This window comes from Methylomonas sp. TEB (assembly GCF_047777895.1).
Taxonomy (GTDB): domain Bacteria; phylum Pseudomonadota; class Gammaproteobacteria; order Methylococcales; family Methylomonadaceae; genus Methylomonas.
In genome coordinates this window covers 2,372,694-2,398,250 of the sequence record NZ_CP180476.1, presented here as the reverse complement: position 1 = coordinate 2,398,250, position 25,557 = coordinate 2,372,694, and the positions used below count along the sequence as shown (strand labels likewise).

22 protein-coding genes are annotated in these 25,557 nt (G+C 52.6%); 4 read left to right on the top strand and 18 right to left on the bottom strand.

The genetic code is table 11. The features are described 5' to 3' along the window. Positions 1-8: 8 nt before the first annotated feature. The 10 genes from ACMXD4_RS10695 to ACMXD4_RS10650 all read right to left on the bottom strand — a co-directional run bounded on the left by ACMXD4_RS10695 (position 9) and on the right by ACMXD4_RS10650 (position 11,879). On the bottom strand, positions 9-3,284 hold the full coding sequence (locus tag ACMXD4_RS10695; RefSeq protein ID WP_415880733.1) for an efflux RND transporter permease subunit: 3,276 nt from the start codon (positions 3,282-3,284) through the stop codon (positions 9-11). Next, on the bottom strand, positions 3,281-4,378 hold the full coding sequence (locus tag ACMXD4_RS10690; protein WP_415880732.1) for an efflux RND transporter periplasmic adaptor subunit: 1,098 nt from the start codon (positions 4,376-4,378) through the stop codon (positions 3,281-3,283). The genes ACMXD4_RS10695 and ACMXD4_RS10690 overlap by 4 nt, the downstream gene beginning before the upstream one ends. Positions 4,379-4,388: 10 nt before the next feature. Then, positions 4,389-5,726 carry a TolC family protein gene (locus tag ACMXD4_RS10685; protein WP_415880731.1) on the bottom strand — a complete coding sequence of 446 codons (1,338 nt, stop codon included), beginning with the start codon at positions 5,724-5,726 and terminating at the stop codon, positions 4,389-4,391. A 122-nt stretch (positions 5,727-5,848) separates the two neighbouring features. Then, on the bottom strand, positions 5,849-7,120 hold the full coding sequence (locus tag ACMXD4_RS10680) for an NAD(P)/FAD-dependent oxidoreductase (protein ID WP_033156333.1): 1,272 nt from the start codon (positions 7,118-7,120) through the stop codon (positions 5,849-5,851). A 41-nt stretch (positions 7,121-7,161) separates the two neighbouring features. Then, complete coding sequence (locus tag ACMXD4_RS10675; RefSeq protein WP_033156334.1) at positions 7,162-7,374, bottom strand: DUF2892 domain-containing protein; 213 nt, start codon at positions 7,372-7,374, stop codon at positions 7,162-7,164. Continuing rightward, entirely contained in the window at positions 7,371-7,526 is a 156-nt protein-coding gene (gene cydX, locus ACMXD4_RS10670; protein WP_020481307.1) for a cytochrome bd-I oxidase subunit CydX, read from the bottom strand. The genes ACMXD4_RS10675 and cydX overlap by 4 nt, the downstream gene beginning before the upstream one ends. 11 nt (positions 7,527-7,537) lie before the next feature. Continuing rightward, positions 7,538-8,677 (bottom strand): cytochrome d ubiquinol oxidase subunit II, encoded by a 1,140-nt coding sequence (cydB, locus tag ACMXD4_RS10665; RefSeq protein ID WP_415880730.1) that lies wholly within the window; start codon positions 8,675-8,677, stop codon positions 7,538-7,540. A 24-nt stretch (positions 8,678-8,701) separates the two neighbouring features. Continuing rightward, positions 8,702-10,252 (bottom strand): cytochrome ubiquinol oxidase subunit I, encoded by a 1,551-nt coding sequence (locus ACMXD4_RS10660; RefSeq protein WP_415880729.1) that lies wholly within the window; start codon positions 10,250-10,252, stop codon positions 8,702-8,704. Next, the gene (gene cydP / locus ACMXD4_RS10655) at positions 10,242-10,799 is read right to left on the bottom strand and encodes a cytochrome oxidase putative small subunit CydP (protein ID WP_415880728.1); all 558 of its coding nucleotides are present in this window, start codon (positions 10,797-10,799) and stop codon (positions 10,242-10,244) included. Before cydP ends, ACMXD4_RS10660 begins: the two co-directional genes overlap by 11 nt. 423 nt (positions 10,800-11,222) lie before the next feature. Next, positions 11,223-11,879 (bottom strand): thiopurine S-methyltransferase, encoded by a 657-nt coding sequence (locus ACMXD4_RS10650; RefSeq protein WP_033156460.1) that lies wholly within the window; start codon positions 11,877-11,879, stop codon positions 11,223-11,225. A gap of 468 nt (positions 11,880-12,347) precedes the next feature. Here ACMXD4_RS10650 and ACMXD4_RS10645 point away from each other — a divergent pair, with 468 nt between their 5' ends. Next, a complete protein-coding gene (locus tag ACMXD4_RS10645) occupies positions 12,348-12,779 on the top strand; it encodes a desulfoferrodoxin family protein (RefSeq protein WP_033156337.1) in 432 nt (143 codons plus the stop codon). A gap of 265 nt (positions 12,780-13,044) precedes the next feature. On the opposite strand, the gene ACMXD4_RS10640 is transcribed toward ACMXD4_RS10645, so the two are convergent. Then, positions 13,045-13,200 (bottom strand): hypothetical protein, encoded by a 156-nt coding sequence (locus tag ACMXD4_RS10640; RefSeq protein ID WP_415880727.1) that lies wholly within the window; start codon positions 13,198-13,200, stop codon positions 13,045-13,047. 324 nt (positions 13,201-13,524) lie between these two features. Here ACMXD4_RS10640 and ACMXD4_RS10635 point away from each other — a divergent pair, with 324 nt between their 5' ends. Beyond that, complete coding sequence (locus ACMXD4_RS10635) at positions 13,525-14,193, top strand: response regulator (protein WP_415880726.1); 669 nt, start codon at positions 13,525-13,527, stop codon at positions 14,191-14,193. Positions 14,194-14,412: 219 nt separating this feature from the next. Here ACMXD4_RS10635 and ACMXD4_RS10630 read toward each other — a convergent pair whose 3' ends face one another. Continuing rightward, positions 14,413-14,775, bottom strand: coding sequence for an ATP-binding protein (locus tag ACMXD4_RS10630; RefSeq protein WP_415880827.1), 363 nt, complete (start codon positions 14,773-14,775; stop codon positions 14,413-14,415). A gap of 232 nt (positions 14,776-15,007) precedes the next feature. Beyond that, positions 15,008-16,105, bottom strand: a complete 1,098-nt coding sequence (locus ACMXD4_RS10625; protein ID WP_415878136.1) for an IS5 family transposase — start codon at positions 16,103-16,105, stop codon at positions 15,008-15,010. Between the two features lie 697 nt (positions 16,106-16,802). Here ACMXD4_RS10625 and ACMXD4_RS10620 point away from each other — a divergent pair. Continuing rightward, positions 16,803-17,873: a helix-turn-helix transcriptional regulator gene (locus ACMXD4_RS10620; protein ID WP_415880725.1), complete on the top strand. Its 1,071-nt coding sequence runs from the start codon at positions 16,803-16,805 to the stop codon at positions 17,871-17,873. 241 nt (positions 17,874-18,114) lie between these two features. After that, complete coding sequence (locus tag ACMXD4_RS10615) at positions 18,115-19,185, top strand: helix-turn-helix transcriptional regulator (protein WP_415880724.1); 1,071 nt, start codon at positions 18,115-18,117, stop codon at positions 19,183-19,185. Between the two features lie 6 nt (positions 19,186-19,191). Here the strand turns inward: ACMXD4_RS10615 and ACMXD4_RS10610 are convergent, their stop codons facing one another. From ACMXD4_RS10610 to ACMXD4_RS10590, 5 genes are all read right to left on the bottom strand, one after another. Continuing rightward, positions 19,192-19,800, bottom strand: coding sequence for a hypothetical protein (locus ACMXD4_RS10610; protein WP_415880723.1), 609 nt, complete (start codon positions 19,798-19,800; stop codon positions 19,192-19,194). 111 nt (positions 19,801-19,911) lie between these two features. Then, complete coding sequence (locus tag ACMXD4_RS10605; protein WP_415880722.1) at positions 19,912-21,996, bottom strand: ATP-binding protein; 2,085 nt, start codon at positions 21,994-21,996, stop codon at positions 19,912-19,914. Between the two features lie 278 nt (positions 21,997-22,274). Beyond that, positions 22,275-23,045 carry a hypothetical protein gene (locus tag ACMXD4_RS10600; RefSeq protein WP_415880721.1) on the bottom strand — a complete coding sequence of 257 codons (771 nt, stop codon included), beginning with the start codon at positions 23,043-23,045 and terminating at the stop codon, positions 22,275-22,277. Between the two features lie 95 nt (positions 23,046-23,140). Next, positions 23,141-23,356 (bottom strand): hypothetical protein, encoded by a 216-nt coding sequence (locus tag ACMXD4_RS10595; protein ID WP_415880720.1) that lies wholly within the window; start codon positions 23,354-23,356, stop codon positions 23,141-23,143. A gap of 23 nt (positions 23,357-23,379) precedes the next feature. After that, positions 23,380-25,542 carry a hypothetical protein gene (locus ACMXD4_RS10590; RefSeq protein WP_415880719.1) on the bottom strand — a complete coding sequence of 721 codons (2,163 nt, stop codon included), beginning with the start codon at positions 25,540-25,542 and terminating at the stop codon, positions 23,380-23,382. Positions 25,543-25,557: the final 15 nt, after the last annotated feature.

Sequence of the window (25,557 nt, the reverse complement as noted above, 5' to 3'; positions counted from 1 at the left end):
CTAATAAGCTAGTCTTCGGCTGGCACTTGCTTGGGCATCTCGCGGTTGATCAAGAAATACACCAAGGGAATCACCACCAACGAAAACAAGGTGGAGGCAATAATGCCGAAGATAAAGCTCCAGGCCAAGCCCGAAAAGATGGGATCGAGGACGATCATCACCGAGCCCAACACCGCCGAAGCCGCCGTTAAAAAGATCGGATTCAATCGGGTGGCCCCTGCTTCGATGATGGCATCGGCAAGACTGATATCCGGATTACCCCGATAAATATTTTCGATAAAGTCGATCAATATAATGGAGTTACGCACCACGATCCCGGCCAAGGCTATCATGCCGATCATCGCCGTGGCGGTGAAATACACGGGATCGGCATATTGCCCGACATCGGACGCAAACAGATTGATGAACCAAAAGCCCGGCATGATGCCGATCACCGTCAGGGGAATGGCGATCATCATGATCAGCGGCACACCCAAAGAGCCGGTCTGGCCGACCAGCAGGATGTAGATCATCACCATCGCCGCCGCGAAGGCCAAGCCTAGGTCGCGGAACACATCGACGGTGATTTTCCATTCGCCCTCCCCGGCCATTTCCGCGCTGTAACCGGCTGGCAGCGGTTGCTGTTCCAAGGCGTCCAGCAGATCCCATACCGCTTCCACCGGGCTCCGTCCGGCCATTTCAGCTAGGACATACGACACCTGGCGTAAGTTTTTGTGATAGATGGTTTGATCCGCTAGCTCGTGGCTGAACCGCCCGATTTCGCTTAAGCGAATCAAATCGCCTTTCGCCGATTTCACCGACAGGTTTAATAAATCGGCTTCAGATGAGCGTTCTGATCTAGGGTATTGCAGGGAAATCAGTAGCGGTTGCCGTTCGCTGGCGATATGCAAAGTACCGGCGATGCCGCCTTCTACCGCCAGTTTCAAACTACTGGCCACCTGCTGATTAGTAATGCCCAATAGCGCTGCTTTGTCCTGGTTCAACACAAATTGCCATTGGTCTTGCGGCGCTTGCACATAATCGTCCACATCCACCACGCCCTCGGTCGTTTGCAAATGTTCACGGACTTGTTTGGACACCTTCACCAAGTCCTGATAACCGGCTTCCGGCGGGCCGTAAATTTCTGCGACCACACTGGACAACACCGGCGGTCCCGGCGGCATTTCCACAATTTTTAGGTTGGCGCCGTATTTTTGGCCGATGCGTTCTATATCCGGACGCATCCGCAAGGCAATCGCGTGCGATTGTTGCCCGCGGCGAGATTTATCCACCAGAATGATGCGCAGGTCGCCGACATAAGCACCCTGGCGCAAATAATAATGCCGCACCAAACCATTGAAATCCATAGGCGACGCCAAACCGACATAGGTTTGATAGCTACTCACTTCGTTGACCGTGGCTAAATACTGACCCAATGCCGATGCAACTTCGTTAGTCGCTTCCAAAGACGAGCCACGCGGCATGTCTATCACCAATTGCAGCTCGTTTTTGTTATCAAACGGCAGCAGTTTCAGCGGTACGACTCGGGTCACCGCCATCAACGTTGATAGGACAAACGCCACGAACACCGCCAGCAAAAACCACAAGGCTTTGGCTTTATGCTGCAGCAGCGGCGCCATGATGGCTTGATACACCCTGAAACCACGGGTTTCCTGTAAGCGAAATTCCGGCCCGTGATCTTTACCGTAATCGCCTTTCAACAATTTATAGCTGGCCCAAGGCGTCACCGTGAAGGCGATCAGCAAGGACATCAACATGGCGATCGGCACGTTGAAGGCCATGGGCGCCATATACGGCCCCATCATGCCGGTAATAAAAAACATCGGCACGAAGGACATGATCACCGCGAAGGTGGCCAGGATGGTCGGCGGGCGAATTTCGTTCACCGCTGTCAGCAAGGCTTGTAAAGGTGGCTCTTTGCGCATTTTGTAGTGGCGATGAATGTTCTCGACATCCACAATCGGGTCATCGACCAGCAGACCCAAGGATAAAATCAACGCGAACAAGGTTACCCGGTTGATGGTGTAACCGAAGATCAAATCGCATAACAAGGTAATCGCAAAGGTCATGGGCACTGCCAACGACACGATCAGCGATTCTTTAAAACCCAGCGCCAGCGCCAGCAGAACAATAATGGTCAGAATTGCGATGCTCAGATGCATCACCAATTCATTGACTTTGTGATCGGCGGTTTCGCCGTAGTTGCGGGTGACTGTGACCAGCACTTCATCCGGGATCAGCGTGCCGTGCAATTGCTCGGTCAGCTCCAACACCTGTTCTGCCACGCCAACCGCATTGCTGCCGCGGCGTTTGGCAATGGCGATGGTAGCCATTTGCCGTTCTTCGCCGACCATCGGTAGAGAACCGCCTTTGTGCCCTACCGTCTGCATTTGCTCCACACCGGGACCGAAGCCGATGCGGGTGTAGTAGTCGGTGTCCTGCGGGCCATCGACGATCTGCGCCACATCGCGCAAATACACCAGACGGCCGGCGACGTTTTTTAACACCGTCGCCCCGACCTGCTCCGGCGTTTCATAGTGCGGCCCGGCTTCCAGCAAGATTTCGTTATTGTGCTGATTCAATCGTCCGGCTGGCAGATTGACATTGCTTTGCGCCAGAGCCTGTTGAATTTCCGGCAAGCTTAGGCCGCTGGCTTGCAACTTGGCGGGATCCGGGTACACCGAGATTTGTCGTGGCGCGGCGCCAATAACCCAACTTTTGCCCACGTCGTCGATGACGCGCAAGCGCTCGATCAGTTCTTCGGCGATGCGGCGTACCGCCATAATGTCTTCGTTGGCCTTGGGCATCGATAGGCTCAATAGCAAGATCGGCACATCATCGATTTCCACCGGCTTGACGACCCAATCAGTGACGCCGGGCGGAATAATGTCCAGATTGGCTTGCAATTTATCGCGGGTTTTGATCAGACTGTCTTCGATACTCTCGCCCACCCGATAGCGCACTGTCACCAGCGACTCGCCCGGCCGGGAGGCAGAATAGACGTATTCCACTCCCTGGATTTGCTTGAGTAATACTTCCAAAGGCGTGGTCACGCGCTTTTCCACTTCTTCGCTGCTGGCGCCGGGGTAATGCACGAACACATCCATCACCGGCACGATGATTTGCGGATCTTCCTCACGCGGCGTCAAGGTCAATGCTGCCGCTCCCGCCAACAGCGAAATCAATAAAAACAGCAACGATAAATGCGAGGTGGTAAATAAACGAACGATGGCAACCGTCAGACTGTCCTTTTTCGCTTCCATGGCTTTGTTCAACTCGCTCATTGCCCCAACCCAGCGTTACTCAAGATGGTTTCGCCCGCGCGCAATCCGGAAAGTATTTCGACCTGGTCGCCATACTGCTTACCTGTGCGAATATGTCGCGTCGATAGCCTTTGCCCATCCAGTACTTTAACCGCTTGCAGTTGGCCGTAATGCAAAATGGCTGCAGACGGGATCATCACGGCTTGTTGTGCACTGGCACAAGCCAGCTCCAGCCAACCGAATTGGCCGTGTTGCAAACCAGGCATAATAGGTAATTTAACTTTTACCGCCAGGGTGCGGGTTTGCGGATCGATTTCCGGCGCGATTTCATCGACGGTCGCAGCCAGCGTTTGTTGCGGCGTGTCGAAGCGCACTTTTACTTCCATGCCCAACCTGATGGCTGCGGCACAGTGGCTGGCAATGGCTGCTTCCAAACGCAAGTCGTCCGGTTTGTGCAAGGTGACGATCGCTTGATTAGGCAAGCCCATGTCGCCCGGCTCTTGTAAACGCTCTCCCACTACTCCGCCGAACGGCGCATAGAGTACGTTCTCGCCCAGCATCACTTTGCTTTGTTGCGCGGAACTGGCCGCTTGATTGGCCATGGCTCTGGCACTTTGCGCTTGCGCCAGCACCGCTTCGTAGTTTTGGCGAGTGGCCGCTTGCTTGTTGTAGAGATCGGTAATGCGTTTTTCTTCGGCATTGGCCTGCGCCGCCTGTGCCTGAGCCGCCATCTGCCCCGCGCTGGCGGCATTGTAAGCCGCCCGCAAATCGCGATCATCTAAACGGGCAATGACTTGGCCTTGTTTAACTTTGTCACCCGGATTGACAGCTATTTCCAGAATCCGCGCATTCAATTTCGGGGCAATTTTGGCGGCCAGGCGGGATTTGACCACACCTTGCCAGGACAAATTATTCTCCGCGGTCTGTGTGCCTACTTTTAAGGTCTGGGCGCCTGCGGGTAAGCTGCTCTGAGGCAGATCGGTATTGCCGGGTTCGGTCTTGTCCTCGCCGCCCAAGATGCCCAGGGCAAATAAAATCACCAGCAATAACGCCGTGATTGCTGCCGCAGGGATAAGCCATCTCGGCGCATTTGATTCAGAAAAATGTTCGGTCATCGTGACTCCTTTATTGCCAGTAACCGGTGGCTTGTTTCAGTTCCGCTTCGGCCCGCAAGGCATCGAAACGTGCAGTGATTTGTCGGGTATGCGCCTTATCGCGCGCCACTTCAGCTTCGATATAACGGGTCACGGTCACGACACCGGCTTGGCGCTGTTCATTGACTAATCGCAAGGCTTCTTCCGCGGCCTTAACCGCAACGGCGCTCACTTCGGCGCGGCTTAGCGCGTCTTGTAGCTTGACTTGCGCGGATTTGAGCTGATTTTCAATGCGTAACCGGGTTTGCCTGGCCGCCTCTTGGGCGGCGGTTAATTCGTGCTCGGCTTTTTTGATTCTTTCTTGCGTGGCAAAGCCGGAAAACACATCCACTTCCACCATCACCCCGGCGGTGACGTTATCGCGGTTGCTGCTGAAGGCTAGATCTTTGCTATCGGAACCGTAGCTGACAAAGGCGTCGGCGCGGGGTAGGTGCGCGGCTTGCGCGACATCAAGCTGACGTTCGGCCATCGCCACACGCTTCTGCGCGGCTTGTAGTTCAGGATGGTTGCTCAGTGCTTGATTCAGTAATTCGTCAAAAACCGCCGGACTGGCCGGTAATGCGGCTTGCCGAGTTGTATCGATGGTAAAAGGTGCGTTAACGGGTAAGCCCAGCAAGGTTTTCAACATACTCTGCGCCAGCTCGATGGCGTTTGCAGCTTGTATTTCCGCATCCTTGGCTTCGGCCAATTGTACTTCCAAGGACAAGACGTCGGACTTTAATACGGTGCCGGCATCAAAGCGAATCCGTGACTGATCCAACTCGCTTTGCACTGCTGTAATCGAGCGCCGACTAATCTCGTGGGCTTCCATTGCCGCCAACTCGCCGTAATAGGCTGCGGTGACGTTATTCACCAACTGATTGCGGGTCGCGGCTTTTTCCAGTTCCGAGGTTTCTATACCCAATTCCGCCGCCTGTTTGCGGTAGTAGTCCTGTCCACCGCGAAACAACGAATATGTCGCTGTCACTTGCGGCCGATAGTTATCAACACCGCCGGGATGATTGAAGTCGTTGCCGGCAAAGCTGAGCCGGCGCTGGGCAATGATCATCGCAAAGGCTTGCGCCGGATTATCGCTGTGCTGGTAAGACAAGCTGGCTTTAATCTGCGGGTAAAAGCTGGCCAGGGACTCGCCCAATTGCGCATTGGCTTGTTCAATACGTGCTTGCATGATGCCCAGCTCCGGATTATTTGCCAGCGCGGTGTCAATGGCTTGTTCCAGGCTATATTGACTGGGTTCGGTATCGGCTAAGGCCGTCTCCAAAACCAGCATCAGCACGAAAACTAACCGCCATAAAGTTCGATGTATCATTGAGTAATCTGCATGCAATTAGGGCAAATGGATTGATAGGGAAGTCTAGACGCATAGCGCCATTGGTTGGCCAACGGCACTGTTGCGTTTGTCCTTCCCTATCAGCGCGGCGCAAACCAGTGTCAGCCTTTCAAACGCATAATGCCAAACATTTTTAAGGTCAGTTTTTCATAGTAAGGCTCGCTAATACCCTTGCGAACTTTACGCATGAAGTATTTTTCATAACCAATTTTAGCCAAATGCACCCATTTACCACTTGAAGCCCACTGCACGTTACGCGGCGGAATTTGCGGCATGGCCAGGAAAGCGACGCCGGAGTCGCCGAAGTCCGCCAGACATAGTGCATTCCAGGTACCTTTTTCTTTAGGCTGCTTGCCATCCAGTTCTGCCCGTATGTTATGAGCCGTAGCAGTAACCATCGACTCGATCATGTAACCGGTCTTAGGCGTGCCGGTCGGCACTGGAGTTTGCTCAAGCGGTGGAATGGCGATGCAAACCCCAATGGAGTAGACATTCTTATACGTGGGATTACGTTGATTCTCGTCAACGATGACAAAACCGCGGGGATTCACAAGCTTGTCAATACCGGTCAAGGCATCGACACCTTTAAAAGCCGGCAGAATCATACTGTGTTTGAACGGTAACTCGTGTTTCTTTTTCTCCTGACCGTTTTCATCCACTTCGGTGACATACATCATGCCGGCTTCGATCTTGTCGATTTTGGCATTGCAAATCCAATTGATATGTTTGTTCCGCATCTCGGCTTCCAGCATCCCTTTGGTATCGCCCACGCCGCCCAAGCCCAAATGGCCGATGTAGGGTTCCGAGGTGACATAGGTCATTTTCACCTTATCGCGGATTTTACGTTGCCGCAGGTCGGTTTCGGCGATGAACATGTATTCATAGGCAGGGCCAAAGCAAGACGCCCCTTGGGCAGCGCCGACAATAATCGGACCCGGATCTTCGACAAACTTATCCCAAAATTCACCGGATTCGCCGGCATGATCGACATGGCACACCGATTGGGTGTGGCCGTTGGGCCCCAAACCCGGCACCTCGTCAAAGGCCAGTTTCGGTCCGGTGGCGATTACTAAAAAATCGTAATCGACTTGCGAGCCATCGGCCAGTTCTACCTGATTGTTTTCCGGATGAAAACGGGTGACTTTTTGTTGAATAAAGCCGATCTTCTTTTTCTTGAACATCGGTGCCAATTCCACCTTGATATCTTCCGGCTTACGCCAGTTAACCGCTACCCAAGGATTGGACGGGACGAAATGAAAAGTCGGGGTATCGGCGATCACCACTACCTCGTCTTCTTTCCGAGCGTTTTCTTTCATTTCCAATGCCATCGGGATACCGCCGATGCCCGCGCCTACGATTACGATTTTTGCCATGAGACTACTCCGAATTGATAGATAATTATTTTTTGCCGCTGTTATTGGCAGCTTTCTTTGATGCCCAATTTTTTAAGAATCATTTCCAGCGGGCAGAATCGGGTAAAACCGCTTTGAAATAAGTTGGCGCCGACAAATGCGGTAAACCAAAGCCAGTTGCTGGACTGAAATAGCGGGCTGCCTTCCACGCCGAGACTCAGCGACAGCAATACAAACAAGCCGGCGACAATACGGACAATGCGCTCGGTGGTCATGACAACCTCTCTTTGCTGCGTTGCGCCAAGCTCTCGCACGATTGATCGATGCCGTGATGGTCGATGTCGCATACCGATTCCAGCCACATGGCGTTGATGATGGCAAAGGACGCCGCGAAACCGACGCCGAGTATCCAAGCGAAATACCACATGATGTGTCTCCTTAATAAAGTGTGTGGCTGTCTTTAAGCACAGCCGCTTCGGTCACGCTGCCCCACATCACCCGGTACACAAAACGGGTGTATAGCAGCACGATGGGCAGAAAAATAATGGTGATCCAAAACCCAAGCAATAAGGTGTTGTGACTGGAGGTACCGTCCCACAAGGTCAGGCTGGAACCGGGCGCAGTCGATGAAATCAGCAGGAAGGGAAAAAGACCAAAGCCAACAGTCAACGCCACACCGGTAATGCCCAGACTACTGAGTACGAACGCCCCCATCCTGGACTCGCCCTTGCCCAGAAGCCAAGCCAAAGCGATACCGACAAATGCCGTCAGCGGTGCCAACCACATCCAGGGGTAACTCATAAAATGCTGCAACCAACTAGCGCCATGCGCAATCACGGTTTTATGCAGCGGATTAGATGGCGCATCGGTAGCCGCCATTTGGGTAATTTCCGGACGATCAATACCGACAAATACCCAAAGCGTGATCGCAGCCAATGCTAGTAATAGCATCGGACCCAGGGCATTCACGGTGTTTACAGCGCGCTCTTGAATCACGCCTTCGCTCCGCCATTTCAGAAACAATGCGCCGTGAAAAGTGGTCAGCAACAACCCAGTTACACCGCACAGCAAGGCAAATGGACTCAACAGCGCCCAGAACGAACCGTCGTAAAACGAGCGCAGATCTTGATCGAAATGAAATGGCAGACCTAGAAGCAAATTACCCACCAACACGCCGAGCAAAACCGGCGGCAAGCTGCTGCCGATGAACAAGCTCCAGTCCCAACTGTTGCGCCAACGCGGGTCTTCGATCTTGCTGCGGTAATCAAACGCGGCTGGGCGAAAGAACAAGGAAAACAACACCAGCAACATTGCAGCATACAGCCCGGAAAACAGCGTGGCATATACGGCCGGCCAAATCGCGAATATCGCGCCGCCCAGCAACACCAACCACACTTGATTGCCTTCCCAGGTAGCGCCGACGGTGTTGATAATCACCCGGCGCTCCACATCGGTTTTACCGATAAACGGCAGCAAAGTGCCTACCCCGAAATCAAAGCCTTCCGTCAATGCGAACGCAATGCCGACGATACCGATAAAAACCCACCAAATCAGGCGGATGGTTTCATAATCAAACATAATGAACTCCTGTTGACGAATGGATTAGGCGGCTTGCTGTTCGAGACAATAGCGGCCGGTATGCAAGCTGCTAGGTCCGAGGCGCACGTACTTCAGCATCAGATACATCTCGATGATCAGCAATATCGTGTAGAACAAGGCAAAGCCGCCGATACTGAACCACAATTGCCCGGCGCTCAGGCTGGAGACGCTCATATGGGTGGGCAATACACCGGAGATGGTCCAGGGTTGGCGGCCGACTTCGGCGACAAACCAGCCGGTCTCGGCGGCAATCCAGGGTAACGGGATGCACCACACCGCCATGCGCAACAGCCAGCGTTTTTGATCGGCGACGCGGGTAGCGCAGTAGTAAAACGTCATTGCAAAGATGAACAGCATGATAAAGCCGCAAGCCACCATGATGCGGAAGGTCCAGAATAGCGGGGCCACTTTGGGAATGGTGTCGTTGGCGGCTTTTTGGATGGTCACGGCATCGGCATCGGTGACCTTGTCGGTGTACTTTTTCAGCAATAAACCGTAACCGAGATCGGCTTTGTGGGCGTCGAACGCTGCCTTGGCACTTAGGTCACCGCCGCGCAGTTTTTGCAAATTGTCGTAAGCCAGCATGCCGCTTTCGATGCGCACCACGCTCTCTTCACGCAAATCTTTAAGACCTTTGACGTCTTCATCAATGGAGCGCGTGGCGATCAAACCCAACACATAAGGAACTTTCAGTGCCATGTCGGTTTTCTGATTGTCCTGATCCGGCAAGCCGAACACGGTAAAACCGGCGGGGGCTGGGTGAGTATCCCATTCCGCTTCAATGGCGGCGAGCTTCATTTTTTGGGTTTCGCCTGATGTGTAACCGCTTTCGTCTCCTAGTACGATCACCGATAAGATGGAGGCCAAACCAAACGCCGAGGCGATGGAAAACGAGCGTCTGGCGAAGCCGATGTCGCGCTTATTAAGCAAGTACCAGGAGCTGATGCCCAGCACGAACATCGAGCCGGTGACATAACCCGCCGCCACAGTATGCACGAATTTGACCTGGGCGACCGGGTTGAAAAACACATCAGCAAAGCTAGTCATCTCCATGCGCAACGTTTCGTAGTTGAATTCGGCGCCGACCGGATACTGCATCCAGCCGTTGGCGATTAATATCCATAACGCCGACAGACTGGTGCCCACTGCCAACAGCCACGTCACCACTAAATGCTGGACCCGGCTCAACCGGTCCCAACCGAAGAAAAACAGACCCACAAAGGTCGATTCCAGGAAGAACGCCATCCAACCTTCCGCAGCCAGTAAGGGCCCGAAGATGTCGCCGACGTAATGCGAGTAGTAAGCCCAGTTGGTGCCGAACTGAAACTCTAGCGTCAAACCAGTAGTGACGCCCATGGCAAAGTTGATACCAAACAACTTGCCCCAAAACTTGACCATGTCCTTGTACACCTCTTTGCCAGTCATCACGTAGACCGACTCCATGATGCCGAGGATAAAGGTCATGCCTAGGGTCAAGGGCACAAACAGAAAATGATACAGCGCGGTTAGCCCGAACTGCATGCGTGACAGCATGACTATATCGTCACCGAACATGGCGAGTCTCCTGGGTGGATGGGGAAGAAAGGGGATTAGTGGCGCCGGGTGTAGCCGGCAAAGCAAAGTGCGCAGCGATGTCTGGTTTGGTGACTGGGCGCTCTTGCCAGCGGAAAATCAGGAACCAGAGGCCGGTAAGCAGGATCACTTTTATCAATAGCGCTGCGGCTATTTCCCAGCGTAGCAAGCCGGATTTTGGTAAAGCAGAATGGGCAGTATCTGTCATAGCCACCTCTTTGTTTAGAGCCATGGAAATGCTTGCGGGTAAATCGGCCTTGTGCGGCTTACTCAGGGAAAACAACGTTTGCCGAATAGCTCGGCAATATTGGCTAGCAGTGGCCGGCAATCCCTCTGTATTTGTAGTGTAGTTCGGTTTTGAATTCGGCACCTGTGTTAGGCCGTTAGAAACCAAAAGCGCAGAAACGCTGTTTTTGATCGCCATCGTATCTTGACAGCGACCGCCTAGCGGCGGATGGTTGTATCTTGAGGTATCAGTTTCTGAGAGTTGACCGAAAAACATACGCACTTCACAAATATCATTAATCAATAATATTTCTATATCAATTTGCGTGCCAAGCGTGATTTCTCCGATTAATCAAGGTAGGTAAGGGTCGATCAACTATTTAGAGGTGCAAAATACGTTTCAATATGAAACATTGAAACAATACCCAGGAGTATGAAACAAAAATGAAACGTGGCACACCGATTCTGCAACAGTCTCCCGCTTTGATAAACCGACGCCCTAAATGCTGCCGCTGCATTGAGTGTTGGAGCCTAAGGGCTTAAAGGGACTCTGCTCTTCGCCGAAAAGACGACTCTAGAAAATTCAAAAGAGGATCAACCCGGCCCTGTTTATCACTGGTGTTTCGTGCGGATTGCGCGCGTCGAAACCCAAGCGGATGCGCCTATAGACACACCGATTTAAGCGCCGGGTTAATGCTATGCGACTGGCAATTCGGTACTTCTGTTATCACCGAACCAACAGTTTATAGGTTTGCTCCACCATTTTAGTTAAGCCGCGCTCTTTAAAATGCAGCTCGGTCGCTAAAGCGTCGTCACTGGTCAGCAATTCGATTTCACACCAGTGACTGTACAAACGCTCAACCTCGTCGGCTTGGACGCTAAACGGCGGCCCCGGCATTTCGTGTTGCGGATAATCGAATGCTATCAGCAACATTTGCACGTTGGCGGGTAACAGCGAGGACAATTTCATCACGTAATCAATGCGCATATCCGGCGGCAAAGCCACCAGCGCCGCCCTATCGTAAACCGCATCAAACTCGCCGACATCGGCAGCTTGCAATGCAAAAAAATCCCCGCAGAAAATCTGCAAACCGTCCACCTCGCTGACCCAAAAATCGCCCTGGCGCCGCACCGTTGGTTGCAAATTGTTATCGGCGAAAAACGACTCGACAGCCAGCGGACTTAATTCCACACCCACCACCTGATAGCCCATAGCCAATAGCCAGAGCAAGTCCTTGCTCTTGCCGCACAGCGGGACAAACACCCGCGCTTTTTTCGGGATAGACAAGCGCGGCCAATGCGTTTGCAGAATGGGGTTGAACTCATGCTTGTGAAAACCGATTTGGTTCTGTTGCCAACGCTGATGCCAAAAATCGTGATCCATAGCCTGCCCTCTGATTTGATATTGCACGAATAGCCATTCTATTTGACTTGCCGGTTTACTGCTCGGCATTGTTGGTAGCGAAAAAGCCGATTTTTTCGACAGCGGCGATAGCTGACAGCAATCAGCTCTTCATGTCCGCTGGCGCGGCTTATCGATACTGAACATCCTCTTGAATTTCCGCCGTTAAATGCCTGATTGACCTGCCGCCAGCCTGGGCTTCGAAGAGCTCAGCCCGAACGGGTAAAAAGGACCGGCGTAATAAATATAAGCTAACGTAAGAACCCATGGACGTAGATCCAACAAATCGTGATACATTTCGATGCGTCGCGCGGTCAAGCGAGCCGGAGCCGTTGCGAACGCTTCTTCTGCATGGGCAGAATAAAAAACCGGTTCAACACACGCTGCCGAGCAAGCCATGCGGGCTTAACTCGGTAGTCGATAATTTTTAAACCATCACAAGGAATTTTCATGGAACGTCGCGATTTTATTCGATTGAGTGCCGCCGGTGCGGCGATCAGCGCCATTGCCCCCAGTCTGGCCCAAGCCGCGGAAGCCGGCAAACAACCTACACCGCCGGGCGATGTGTTTTACACCAAGGATGCGCAAGGCCGCTGGGCCGGCAAAGCCGCGACGCATTTGCCGGTGATTGAAGTCGTTAAAGCCGACGATAAAACCACCGTCAAAATCACCACCCCGCACGAAATGAAAGGCTATGAACATTACATCGTCAAACACGTATTGCTGGATAAAGACTACAAATTCCTGAATGAGCGGATGTTCGATCCCAGCAAAGACCCAGTCGCCATTTCCGAATTCAGTCTGGCGGGATACAGCGGCACGGTTTACGCCTTGAGTCTGTGCAACAAGCACGATCTTTGGTTGAATAGCGCGGAGGTATAAAGCCATCAGATCGGCGATAACAAGGAGGTTATCGCCGTTTGATCAATCATTTGCAGTCAGAAGCTCTCTGAGAATAGTCTGCAATCGACCCAAATCGGCCATAGATATTGATAAGGTTTGTCTGGCCGGTTTTGGTCCTGTTTCTGTCATTCGGAGGGATGTTTTAGTTTTTTGAATCTTCTGCACTATCTCTGCGTCCGTTCGAACTTTCAAAAGTAGAAGGATTTTCTTTTAATAAGCTGTTCAATTTTTCGGTGCTGCCTTATTATCGCTGGTCCCCAGCTGGCGCAGCAAAAGCATCCGAGACTAAAATATCGACATTACTGTCGGTTAAGCCCTCCAAAAACGCTAACAAATCAGTCGCAGCCATTAGTATTGCAAAGGAGGCAGTACTCAGCCATTTTTTAAAACCGTTTTTCATGATATGCGCTCGATTGTTATAGTTGCGAATACGGCAGTTATTGTTCGGCGCAAAGTGGCGGGGTTATCCTGACGCGAACACTAGATAACCCACTCGCAGTTAGATTCGGTAGCGTGTTAAAATTACTGAAATTGAGGGGCTTTCGCTCTCTGCAAGGAGGGTTAATTGACTGGCAAAACTGCCCCGTTGCCCCGCCCCATCCAGGGTGTAGATCGGATCGCACACCGCCATGTTTTCATTCGTACAGCTTGGCTGATTGACTTAAACATTTTGTACAGATTATCGATGAGCAACTGACGTTAATCGATCCGGAGTTCGACTGTTATGCATATCCTGTTGGTTGACGACCACACCCTGTTTAGAGAAGCTTTGCTGCATGTGCTCAAGCAATTGGCTGACAATGTGTTGGTGTATGAGGCGGCTAACGCCACAGAGGCAGTGCAGTTAATTGCTCATACCCGCAATTTGGATATGGTGCTGCTGGATATCGATCTTCCCGATATGGATGGGCTAACCACGCTGCCCGAATTGCGCGCGTTGGCGCCAACGATACCGGTTGTGGTTTTGTCGGGATCAGAAATCTCGCAACACGTAAAAACTGCATTAGATAAGGGGGCGGTCGGCTATATTCCTAAGTCCTGCAGCGGCCATGAAATGTTGACCGCATTGCGAATCGTATTGCAAGGCGACATTTTCATCCCCCCCAGATTACTGGGCAAACTGGGAGGACAGTCACCAATCGATACGCTTGATAGCGAAATCCCCACCACGCAAACTCTTCTGACGGCGCGGCAGGTAGAGGTGTTGGAACTCATGGGCAAAGGCCTGCCCAACAAGACCATCGCTAGAAATCTGAATCTGGCGGAAGGAACGGTGAAACTACACGTAGCCGCCATTCTGCGCGCTTTGGCCGTAGGAAATCGGACTCAGGCGGTTACCGAAGCCGTCAGACGGGGGGTATTGCTGTCACCGGTGAATGATCAAAACCTTTGAGCTGCGTCCTTGCAGTGGTGGTGAACAAATAGCTGAGTCATTACGTACCCATTTCATTGTCCAACAGTAACGGAGAAGTCGGCTTGCGCATTAAATATTGCAACGTGCCGCCGGGTGTGCAGGTTTGTGTAGCAACGGGAAGTCACTGGCTTCGGCCTCTTGGGTAACCCAGGCGATTTTGCAAACTTCTGGCGACATCAATGCCGGAGACATAGTCGGTCAAGCGGTAATCGATAATTCCGGGCGCACTCCGCCGGATGCCAGTTTGTCGACCGCTTCGGCAGGTGAATTGGCCGTAGTCACTAAACATCCCCAGTGCAGCAATAAACCTTGCATACCTTCCAATACAGAAATGTCGTCGTCCAGTATCAAAATGTGCCGGCCGCTTAATGCGTAATGTGTTGATGCTACGCTATCGAACGGTTGCGGCAATTGCCGCGCTACGCTTCTGGCGGTCATTGGCATCGTAATCGAGAAACAAGAACCCCGGCCAAACTGCGAAGTCACCTTGATCTCGTGCTGTAACAACTTGGCCAAGCGCTTAACGATGGCCAAACCCAAACCCAGCCCACGCCGACGAATATTGAAATTTTTGACTCACTTTGACAGTGACTGCCGCTCAAAATGGTTGTTTTTCAGAGATTCCTTAACAGGCTGGTGAAAAACCCGCCGATATTTCCCCTTACCCACGATGTTCGTGATTTTTTCGAGTTGAAATCGGTCATGACATCGAGTTTCAAGCGTTTTGCCCCGGTTTCAAGGGCTTTTTATTCGCCTGAAGCCGTCTGTGGACGGTTTTCAGGCGAACTTCACCCTAGGCGGGTGCACTCCACGCCGGTTTCGGCGTGAACACCAATAGGTTGAGCATGCGCGTCAGGTTGTAGGCGGCAAAGCAAAACAAGGCCTGACCCGCGACTTTGGCTAAGCCGATGTGACGGGTTTTGCGCAGGCCGCCGACCGTTTTGACCCAGCCAAAGGCTTCTTCGACGATTTTGCGGCGCTTGAGACTTTGGGCGTAACCTTTGCCGCGCGCGGTGCGGCCGTCGACGGCACTGCCAATCTTTTTGCGGGCCACATGGGCTTTGATATCACGGGACTCGAGTCCGTTGACGAACGCCGGTTGGTCATAGCCTTTGTCGGCACCGACGCTGCCACCTTGGGGCACGCGGCGTTTGATCATTTTTTGCGCGGCTTCGATTTCGGCGGTGCCGGTGGCTTGTGTGGTTTCGACATCGACAATCAGGCCGTTGCGATTCTCGGACAAGGCATGGGTGATGTAACGCAGTTTGGCCTCGGTGTATTCGCCTTTCTTGTAAAGCCGGGCTTCGGGATCGGTTGTACTTTGATGGGTGGCGTTGCTGCGCTTTTCGCCACTGAAGTCGATCTCGGGATTGCGGCCGGCGGGTTTATCGGGACCACTACCATCTTTTTTGACGAAGCTTTTGTGCGAGGCCCAGGCTTCAATCAGGCTACCGTCGACGCTGAAGTGTTCGTCGGACACCAGATTTTGCCATTCGGCTATGGCCAGTACCCGCTCAAAAAATTCGCGACTCAGGGCTTCAGACAACAGACGTTCGCGGTTGGCACTGAACACTGTGCGTTCCCACACGGCGTCGTCGATGCCCAGACCGACAAACCAGCGAAACAACAGGTTGTAGTCCAGTTGTTCCATCAACTGACGCTCGCTACGGACCGTATACAGGACTTGTAACAGCAAGGCGCGCAGCAGTTTTTCAGGGGCAATCGAGGGACGGCCTGTGTGCGAGTAACGCTCGGCAAAGACGGCATCCATAGAGGCCAATACGCCATCAACCAGTAGCCGTAAACGACGCAACGGATGCTGTTTGGGAATACGGTCTTCCAGGCTAACATAGCTGAACCAGCTGTTTTGAATGGCATCGTGTCCGCGCATTGAAAGGCTCCAAATTTAGGTAGCCTATTTTAACAGTTGGCCCCTCATCTATGCCTTAGCTTACTTGGCTTTTCGAGTTTTTCACCAGCCTGCTAAACTGGAAAAGATCATATTTGAAGATCAGGCGGAAATTATTATAATAACAATACCTTTATCCGAGAATTGATAATATGGCCTATTACTTCGGATAGCGTAAACGTAGAAAAATTAATAAAATTCATTTAACGCCTCGCCAAACGAGCAAAGTCATGATCCAAAAGTGGCTTGCAACTTCAATGCTTTATCAAAAATAACAAGTCGTTTTCTGCGGTAGACACATAATGACTTGTTATATCCATAGGCTTATCGGATGGTAGGCATTCAATAACTCATGTCAATAATTCACCCGATATATCGAAAGATATAGATAGTAATCCATATTTTAAAACTTGTATTAAATACACATACTTTTATACAAGGACAAAAAATCGGTTTTTGAATCCGGGCGCTTGATTCTGGCGTTTGCGGCGCCGAATCGTTGTCTGTGGTTTAAATTCCTAGGCTTAAGTATTTCGTGCCGGGTTAATCGAATCCTGCAATAAATGGCTGTCGAGACCCGTTATTCGAACCAGGAATTAACAAAACCATGGTTGAGCACAAGGCCGTGTGAACTCAACCTACACCTAACTTACCACACTAAAAATAATGAGTTACGTCAATGAAACATAGCAACGCCATTGCGCATTTACGCCGTTTATGCTGTTCCGGACTAAATATGGAAATCGTCATCGAAGAATTTCTCAGAGCAGTGCCAACGCTGATAGCTTCCAACAATAACACTTTCACTGGCACCGATGATCAGCTCTATCCCAAATACCATATCGCCAGTTTCGACATTGCCGATATGCGGGAAACCATCCCCAATATTGTCGCCTCATTTCACACGTCAGCCCGGCAGCGTCGTGCCATCGATTGGTTCAAGAACCATATAGCCATAACCGACGCTAGAGTATTGGAGCCAACGTTTTATCAAAGCGATTTGTACAACCTTGTATATAAAACCTTTGATATGCACCATGTATTGTGGATGCCGGTTGCCCAAAGCGGCAAACCCATAGGTATGTTGAGTTTGTATCGCCCGAAAACTCAGAAACCGTTTGGGAATCGGGAACAGGAGCAATTAGGCCGGTTGGTGCAATATGTCGCGCATGCCCTGAGTGCAAAAGCCGACGAAGACAATGCATGTGGCGACAGTGGGCGTACGGGTATGATGATCCTGAATGCACGAGGGCAAATCATCAGTCAAAGCCGGGAAGCCGAGCGCCTCATGGGCATGGCGCGTTATCCGAGGCTCGTGATTGAAACCCGTAGCGAAGACCGTTTGCTGGCCAAGTTGGCGCAACTGTGCAGTCAATTAAATGCGGTTTATCGCGGAGAACAGGCGCCGCCGCCCAACCACTGCCATACTAATGCCTATGGCCGGTTTCTGTTCCGAGCTTACCGGTTGCAAGAACACGGCGATTACCAGCAGAACCTGACCGGACTGACCATAGAGCATAAAGTACCGGTTGCGTTAATGGTATTGCGTGCCATGCAAGCCTTGTCTCTTTCACCGATGCAACAAGAAGTGGCTCAGTGCATTGCTCAAGGTATGCCTTTCGAAACCATCGGTCGCCGGCTGCATATCAAGCCGACGACCGTTAAGGATCATGTCGGCAAGATTTATACTAAATTGAATATATGCCAGCGAGAAGAATTGTTGCCGAAATTATTGGCGATTGCCAGTTAGTGTCCGCAACGCAGGCAGTTGCCGTTCAGGAGGGTTAATCGCGCCCTGAATGGCATGAGCATTAAGCGGCCTGTTAGCCAGCAAGACTCAACCTACTCGCGAGAGCAGCGTAGCGATAAACATACTCTGCAAGGTATCATCAGCCTGAAAACAGAAAGTTGAATTCAATGACTATAGGGTTTTATGCGTCGGTTTCGCGCTACAAGACTTTATCGATAACACGTTAGGACGGAGTATCCGAATGAAAGCAAGCCATGCCCTGACCTATTTGCGTCAGCTATGCTGCTCAGGTTTGAGCAAAGAGGTAGTGATTACAGAGTTTCTGAAATCATTGCCGATGTTTATTCCTTCTAACAGCAATACTTTTTCCATCGGCGACATGGGCTTGGTTCCAAACTACCATTTATCGGGATTTGACATATCTGACATGGTTAACATTGCACCCAACATTATTGCCGAGTACCACACCTCGGAGCGGCAGCAACGCGCTGCAACGTGGTTTGCCAGCCATCCCACTATTCATGATCCCAGAGTCATGGAGAAGTCGTTTTACATGACGGATTTATATAACCTGATTTACCGGAGATACGATATGCATCATGTGCTTTGGGTGCCGGTTCCATTGGATGGCGTCAGTGCCGGTGTGTTAGGGCTGTATCGAACGCCTGGGCAAAAACCATTCGACAACAAAGATCAAATGCAAATAATGCCGCTATTGCGCTATTTGGCTCACGCTTATCGGGCCGCTAACTACACGCCGTGCGAAGTGGCTCCGAATAGCGCGTCCGGCATGCTGATCTTTAATGTTAACGGAACTATCCAATACCAAAGCCCTGAGGCCAGGTTGCTGCTGGAACAGGCGCGTTTCCCCAGAGTTCAGATCGATTTGCGGCAACAGGACCGTCTGTTGGCTAAACTGGCCGAATTATGCGGCAATTTACAGCGGATTTTCCGTGGCCACGACGCACCGCCGCCATCCCATATCCATAACGGTCCAAACGGACAGTTTGTGTTTCGAGCATATTGGTTGAATGGCGGTGAAAGCGGACCTCAAAACTTGATCGGCATGACTGTGGAGCATCGGCAACCGTTGCTGCTGAAGATATTGCAAGCCATGCGCGATATGCCGCTGACTCCCATGCAAAAGGAGGTCGGTGTACTCTTGGCCCAAGGCGTCCCGTTCGAGCAGATTGGCAAGCGGTTGAGCATCAAATACACTACCGTTAAGGACCACGTTGGCAAAATTTATGACAAATTGGAAATTCGACAGCGCGATGAATTATTGCCAAAGTTGCTGGCCGAACATCGTTAAGTTCGTTTATTTTTTAAGCGCCAAAACCTTTAGCCCGGCTAAGCCCATACCCATCAGCACCGCAGATGCTGGCACGGGAACAGACACACGGTTGGAAAATTGTAAATCCTCCACCACAATACCGTCTATCGACACATTTCGAATTTGATAGAAGGCCAAGCGCTTGATGGATGTGCCGTTCACCACCAGCGTAAAAAACTGACTGTTGCCAAGCCCAGTACCAAACGCCTCGGCAAAATCCAGTAGAGTGCCGCCGACGTCAGCGTCGTAAGCTTCCAACCGCAAACCATTCTCGCCAACGTCCACCCCAACTAGACTGACTGAATTGACAGGACCGGAAAAATAGGCATGCACCGGATTCTCGGAAAACCACTGGTAAGCGTCGGCATTGCTTGCGCGAATGCCGTAAGGACCCGACGAACCGGCTAATCCAAAATTGGTGACACGTTGGGCGTTGCTGAAGCTAACGCCTTGAGCCGCATAGAAATCGCCTATCAACTCATTGGCGACGCCGTCGTCGAAATTCAGCAAGGCCGCTTGCGCAGTGCTCGACAGAAGTATGGCGCTTGCTAGCAAACAAGTAGTTAGATTGCTGCGAAATATTTTTTTGTACATGGCTAACCCTCGGTTAGTTAAGTCAATATGCCATCATGGATGGCGATGAGCTTCGCGCTGCTAAGCCCGTTCTACTTTTCTGATCAGGTGAAAATTTTGACGCAAAAACGTTCACGCCATTTTTTTGCCAAGTAGATGTTGCAACGTGGCGCGCAATTTGGCGGGATGAACGGGTTTGTGTAATAACGGAAAACCGCTGGCCTCCGCTTCACGTAGACGTTCGGGGTCGGTATCGCCGGTAATCACCAGCACCGCAAACCGGTATCCGAACCGATGAAGTATGTCTCGCGCCACATCGACGCCGGTAACATCGTCAGCCAGCCGATAATCGCTAACCAACAAATCAAAACCTTCGCTGCAGTCCGACAGTTGCCGCATGACTTCCTCGTGCGATCGAGCGGACTGGACTTTACACCCCCAGCGAGTCAGCAAGCCTCTCATGCTTGCTAATACGCTGTCGTCGTCATCCAACAGCAGAATTCGTTTGTCCTGTAAGGCCGCACTTGGCGACGCCAGCCGAGTATCGTGCGCCATATCTACAGGGTTATGTTTGACCGCCAGCGGTATGTTAATCGAGAAACAGGATCCCCTGCCCACGCTGGACTGTACTGCAACCCGGTGATGCAACAGACTTCCCAGTCTCTTGACGATGGCTAGCCCAAGCCCCAGGCCTTGCTGGCGGTTCCTGCCCGGGTTGTGTAACTGATGAAACTCCACGAAGACTTCTTTGAGTTGATCGGGTGGTATGCCGTGTCCGGTGTCGATTACCTGAATTTCCACTTGACTTCCTCGCAAACGCGCACCAACCAACACCCGGCCGTTTTCGGTGTATCGCAAGGCATTGCCGATCAGATTGCGCAACATACGCTCGAGCATGGCCGGGTCGGTTTCAACCCAATAGCGGCAAGGTCTAAAACGGACGGCATTGAGATTTTCCTGAGCCAGCGGTTGGAACTCGGCCTTAAGCCGGGCGAAAATGTCGGCCAGCAAACAGGGTTGAAACTCCGGCTTGACCACGCCGGCATCCAGCTTCGATACGTCCAGCAGCGCATTCAACATTGAATTGATGGCCGCTATCGAATCGTCGACCTGAGCTATCAATTGCGCGGTATCCCTATCGCGCACCCGCTCCGACAACTCCCCGAAAAACAAGCCCAAGGCATGGATCGGTTGGCGCAAATCATGGCTTGCCGAAGCTAAAAAGCGGGTTTTGGCCGCATTGGCCCGCACCGCTTCCTTACGGGCGTTTTCCAGGGCCGTTTCACGTTTGATCAAACTAGTGATGTCGGTGAAAGTAATCACCCTGCCGCCGTGCGTCAGCGGCACTTGTCGAATTTCATATACTCGGCCGTCCGCCAGGCGATATTGGGTGGTGCCCTCAGTGCTGGTCGGCACCGGCGGCGTTGCTGAGTTCAAAAGCTGCGTCAACTGAGCATTGGCGTGTACCCGGCTGTCGGTGCTAGCCAGCAATTGACTGAAATGTTGATTCCACATCCTCAGTCCATCGTGCTTGTCGGACATTGCAATTCCTTGCCCCATGTTTTCCAGCGCGGTTTCCAGATGGTCTGACTTTTCTTCCGACTCTTGGCGTAGAGTGGCATTCTCGAAACTTAGCTCCAGCACATGATTGAGCATGCTGGAGAATTTTTGTGTGTAGTAATAACTCAGCATGGGTAAGATAAGGATGGTGATTGCCGCTGCCAAAAAACGCTCTCCGCCGTCGTGCAGCAGTAAAAACGTTATGATCAGTCCATTCGGTATCGACAGCATCAATACCGCCGGATAATATGCAAACCAGGTCATCATCGCGCCAACCGCCTGGATGATGGGCGGCAGACAAATAAACAACACATTGGCCGGATCGTTGACATCCAGAAACAGCAGCGCACTCAACACCCAGCTGGCGCTAGTGACCATTCCCGCCAACAGCACTAGCGTTTTGTATCGATTGACGTTTGCGGCTAATCGATGTTTACGGGAGCGGTAGTAATGCAGAATCGACCAGCGAAACAAATGCGTGAACGAAGAAAACGTAAACCAGGCCAGCAATTGCGCATGCGGTTCGGTATTCCACAAACCGAGCACAATTAACAAGGAAAAAGGCATTAGCAACAATACCGACTTACCCAGGGCTGTGGTCACCCACAAACGTTCCACTTCGATCTCATTATGATATTTCGTTTCCGTGGGAACCATAAGCATTACCTCGGTTTGATCATGCAGAGTTGGCTGGTAACAGCGAAAGGCAAGCTATGTATTGTCGATCATTCACAACGTTAGCATCCATCCAAATTTTACTATGTCACCTTCAAGAAACTGCCGTCATACTTGCTTTGACTGCGATTTTGGCTTGGCGAAATTACCGATTTAGTGGTTTTGTTTCGCTCTACCCGGTCAGGGTAGAGCAATGCGATTAAGTTAAGAATTGAAGTTGCGAATTCATTCGCACTGTGGACGCTATCTCCTTGAAGCGTCTAACGCCGCCACCGTTGCAAAGCGGGCAGCAAGCTGGTCAGAAATAGCCACGCCGAGCTCGGCAACGGGACTGCAGGCAAATCGCCGACATCACCTTGTCTAACGGCCCACGCGTGACCGTAGAGATACCAGGATCGGTTATTAAAGCCGTCGCGATATAACGTTGTGCTTTGGAAGTTCGAATGAGTGTACATTGAATAACTGGATATGCGAGCGGAAGTGCGATCGTCATTACCCAGCCAGTAGGTGCCGATTTGTATATTTTCGAATAGCCCGTAGTTCGGGCCGTGTGCTTTGTCGATCGGAACCCCGGGCCTGCCTAATAGGCCTTCATACAGCAAACTGCCCATTTCCGAGTAAAAGTAACAATAATAGCCGGTGCAACCGCTACCGTCCTCCGGCAAGCGCCAGTCGTCGAAGCCGCCGTAATCGAGATAACTCGCCCATGCTCGCGCGCCGATCAAGGTCACTTTGCCGTCGCGCAAATAGGGATAATCTTGATCGATGAAGTCATCGTACTTCACCTCAATATCGCCCCAATTGGTGTACACGGTGCCGACAGACTGAATAATCTTACCCACCAAGTCGGGGTCTTGTGCGAGTTGCTTGCGAAGCAAATTGGCGTCGGCCAACCAAGTCAAGTTGGTATCGCTGTCGTAGATCATTGTGCCGCCGCGCCGGCTGATCAGTTCAGCCGATGCCGTGTTGGCGCCGAGTGCCAGCAATGCCAATACGGCTAATAGGCGGCGGGAAAAGAATTTGGTGTTCATAGTGATCCTCATCCGAATCATCGATAAAAAAGCGGCACCGGCTTGAAAGAAGAGCCGGCGCCGGGCCAGATAGGCATCAGGGTTTACCGGCGCATCTACAGTTTCTGAAAAACTCCCACGCATCCGGCGGGCGGACAACTGCTTTGCACTTGGTATTGCTGCGTGGGGGCCGGGGTAGGCTTAGTGGGCGGCTTGCCACCATATCCGCGGCCGGGCATGCGGGCCTGGGCAGCGGCGCAAAACAGGAGGCTTAACAAGGTGATGCCGGCCAAGCGGCGAACGGTTATTTTGAGTAAATCGAGGTGTTGCATAATTTTCTCCTCAAGGAATGACGTTAAAAGGTGCGGCGGCGGCCGATCATCGCGATTAAAACCGAGCCGAACAGCCAGAAAGAGCCTGGTAGCGGTACCGCCGCGACGCCGATTTCGCCGGTGGTATAAAGCCTGGAAAAATCCCAGCGCAAACCGTCGGCCAGGGTTGCGAATCGGGTATCGATCCGCACGAACTTACCGGAGTTGCTGCCCCAGTCGAACAAGTCGAACACATCGCCGGCCTGGGCAGCGAAGTTGTCCCACCACATCAGTTGCAGTACGCCGCCGAAATTCAGATTGCCGGCCACCTGCAACTGGTCGAATTGGCTGCCGGCGGCCAAACCGCCGATTTCCGCCAGATATAGGTTCTCGCTGCCTAAGCTGGCGCTGCCGCTGTTAGCCACTAGCGCCGGCGAATCGCCCAACGACAGGCCGCCTTCGTAATAGCTGGTGCCGGTGCCGCTCAACAAGGCGCCGTCTCGCACCACGACTTGGCCGAAAAACACCGCGCCGGCATCGCGCCCAACCCGCAATTCGCTGCCGGACTGTAAGGTCACGTCGTCCCAGAACGCGGTTTCGCCGTTGCCGGACAGCACGATTCGGCCGGTTTTGCCGTTGGTCACGTCGCCTGCCACGCTATTGGCACCGAAGCCGATTTGCAGTTGGCCGCGATTTTCCAGACCGCCTGCAAATTCGGCGGCGGCGTTTTGCATTTGCAACTGGCCCTGATTGATTAACAAGCGGTCGGTCTGTAAGCGGGCCAGATTGCCGCTGGCCCCGATCAACTGGATGCTGCCGGCGTTGTCGACGCTGCCGCCTAACAAACGCATCTGTTTGCCGCTACTGACCTGCACCCGGCTGGCGGCATCGATTTGCAAGCCGCCGTCTAGGGTACCGGACCCGGTCAAAGCGGCATTATGCAGACGGGTACCGCGTTCGGCCGCGGTATAGCCGCGGCTCAAATCAAACATCACGCTTTGGCCGGCTCCGCCACTAACAGCAAGACTGCGCACGCGGGCATTGGCGCTGCCCAAAATCGTGGCGTTGCCGCCCGGATTAATCACCGCATCGTGCGGCTGGCCCGGTGCGAAGCCGAAACTGCCGAAGCCGGCGTAATTCCAGCGCGCCGCGTCGTCCCAAGCGCCGTCGCCGTTGCCCTGCCATTCTGGATGCAGGGTCAGTAAAAAGCCTTCGGCTTCGGCGCCGGCGTGCGAGCCGACCCCAACGATTTGACCGTAACGGTTGATTCCTAATGCGTTGTGCAAGGTCCAGCCTTCCCCCGCCAGCCGGTTCAAGTCGTAAATCCGGCCGTTATTCCACAACACCGCATGCAGCGCGTTGTCGGCGGTGCGCGAATAGCCGACGATCTGACTGGTATCGTTGATGTCCCAGGCTTGGCTGGCGCCGCCCAGACTGCCCAGATCTTGCATCCGGCCATCCGCGTAGTGGAAGGCGTGGGTGGTGGAATCTTCGAGGCTCAACGAACTGTAGCCGACCACCTCGCCGGCGGCGTTTATCGCTTGGCCTTGGCTGGTTTCGCCACCGAGACCGCCGATGGTTTGACCGACGCCATTGCGATAAACATGCGCAAGCGAGCCGAACCCGTTGGGGCCGCGCACCGAACCGGCAACATCGCCGCGATTATTGATCGCGTCGGCGGTAAAACCGCCGGTTTTTGTTATCGCGCCGTTGCGGTAAATCACGCCTTCAGCGCTCCGGTCCCTGATCAGCGTACCTGCAATATCGCCATTGTCGTTGATTGCCCATGACACGCTTTTACGGTTATCCGTGCTCAAGCCGGTCATCTCGTTCGCGCCGTCCCGACGGATAAAGATTTGATTGGTGTAAGGATCGTTAGTGTCGACGTTGACCGACGCGACGATGTCGCCACCGTTGTTGATCGCGTAAGCCTGCACCGACTTGCCGCCGGCAGTGATCTCCTCGGCGCTACCGTTGCGGTAAAGGTAAGAACGAACAGTACTCGGCTCCCGGTCCTTACCGGGCAAATTATTCAACAGCAGGATTTGGCCCTGGTCGTTGATGTCGCGCGCCAGGCTGGTCTGGTCGCCTTGCAAGCCAAGGCTGGCAAAATCGTAGCGGGCCGCGGCGGCGTTCAGCGGCCCGATGGCCAGCAAGGCTGCGACGGCCCACGGCAGAGGCCGTATCTGAAAAATTGGAAATGGCATGGTTTTCTCCTGGAA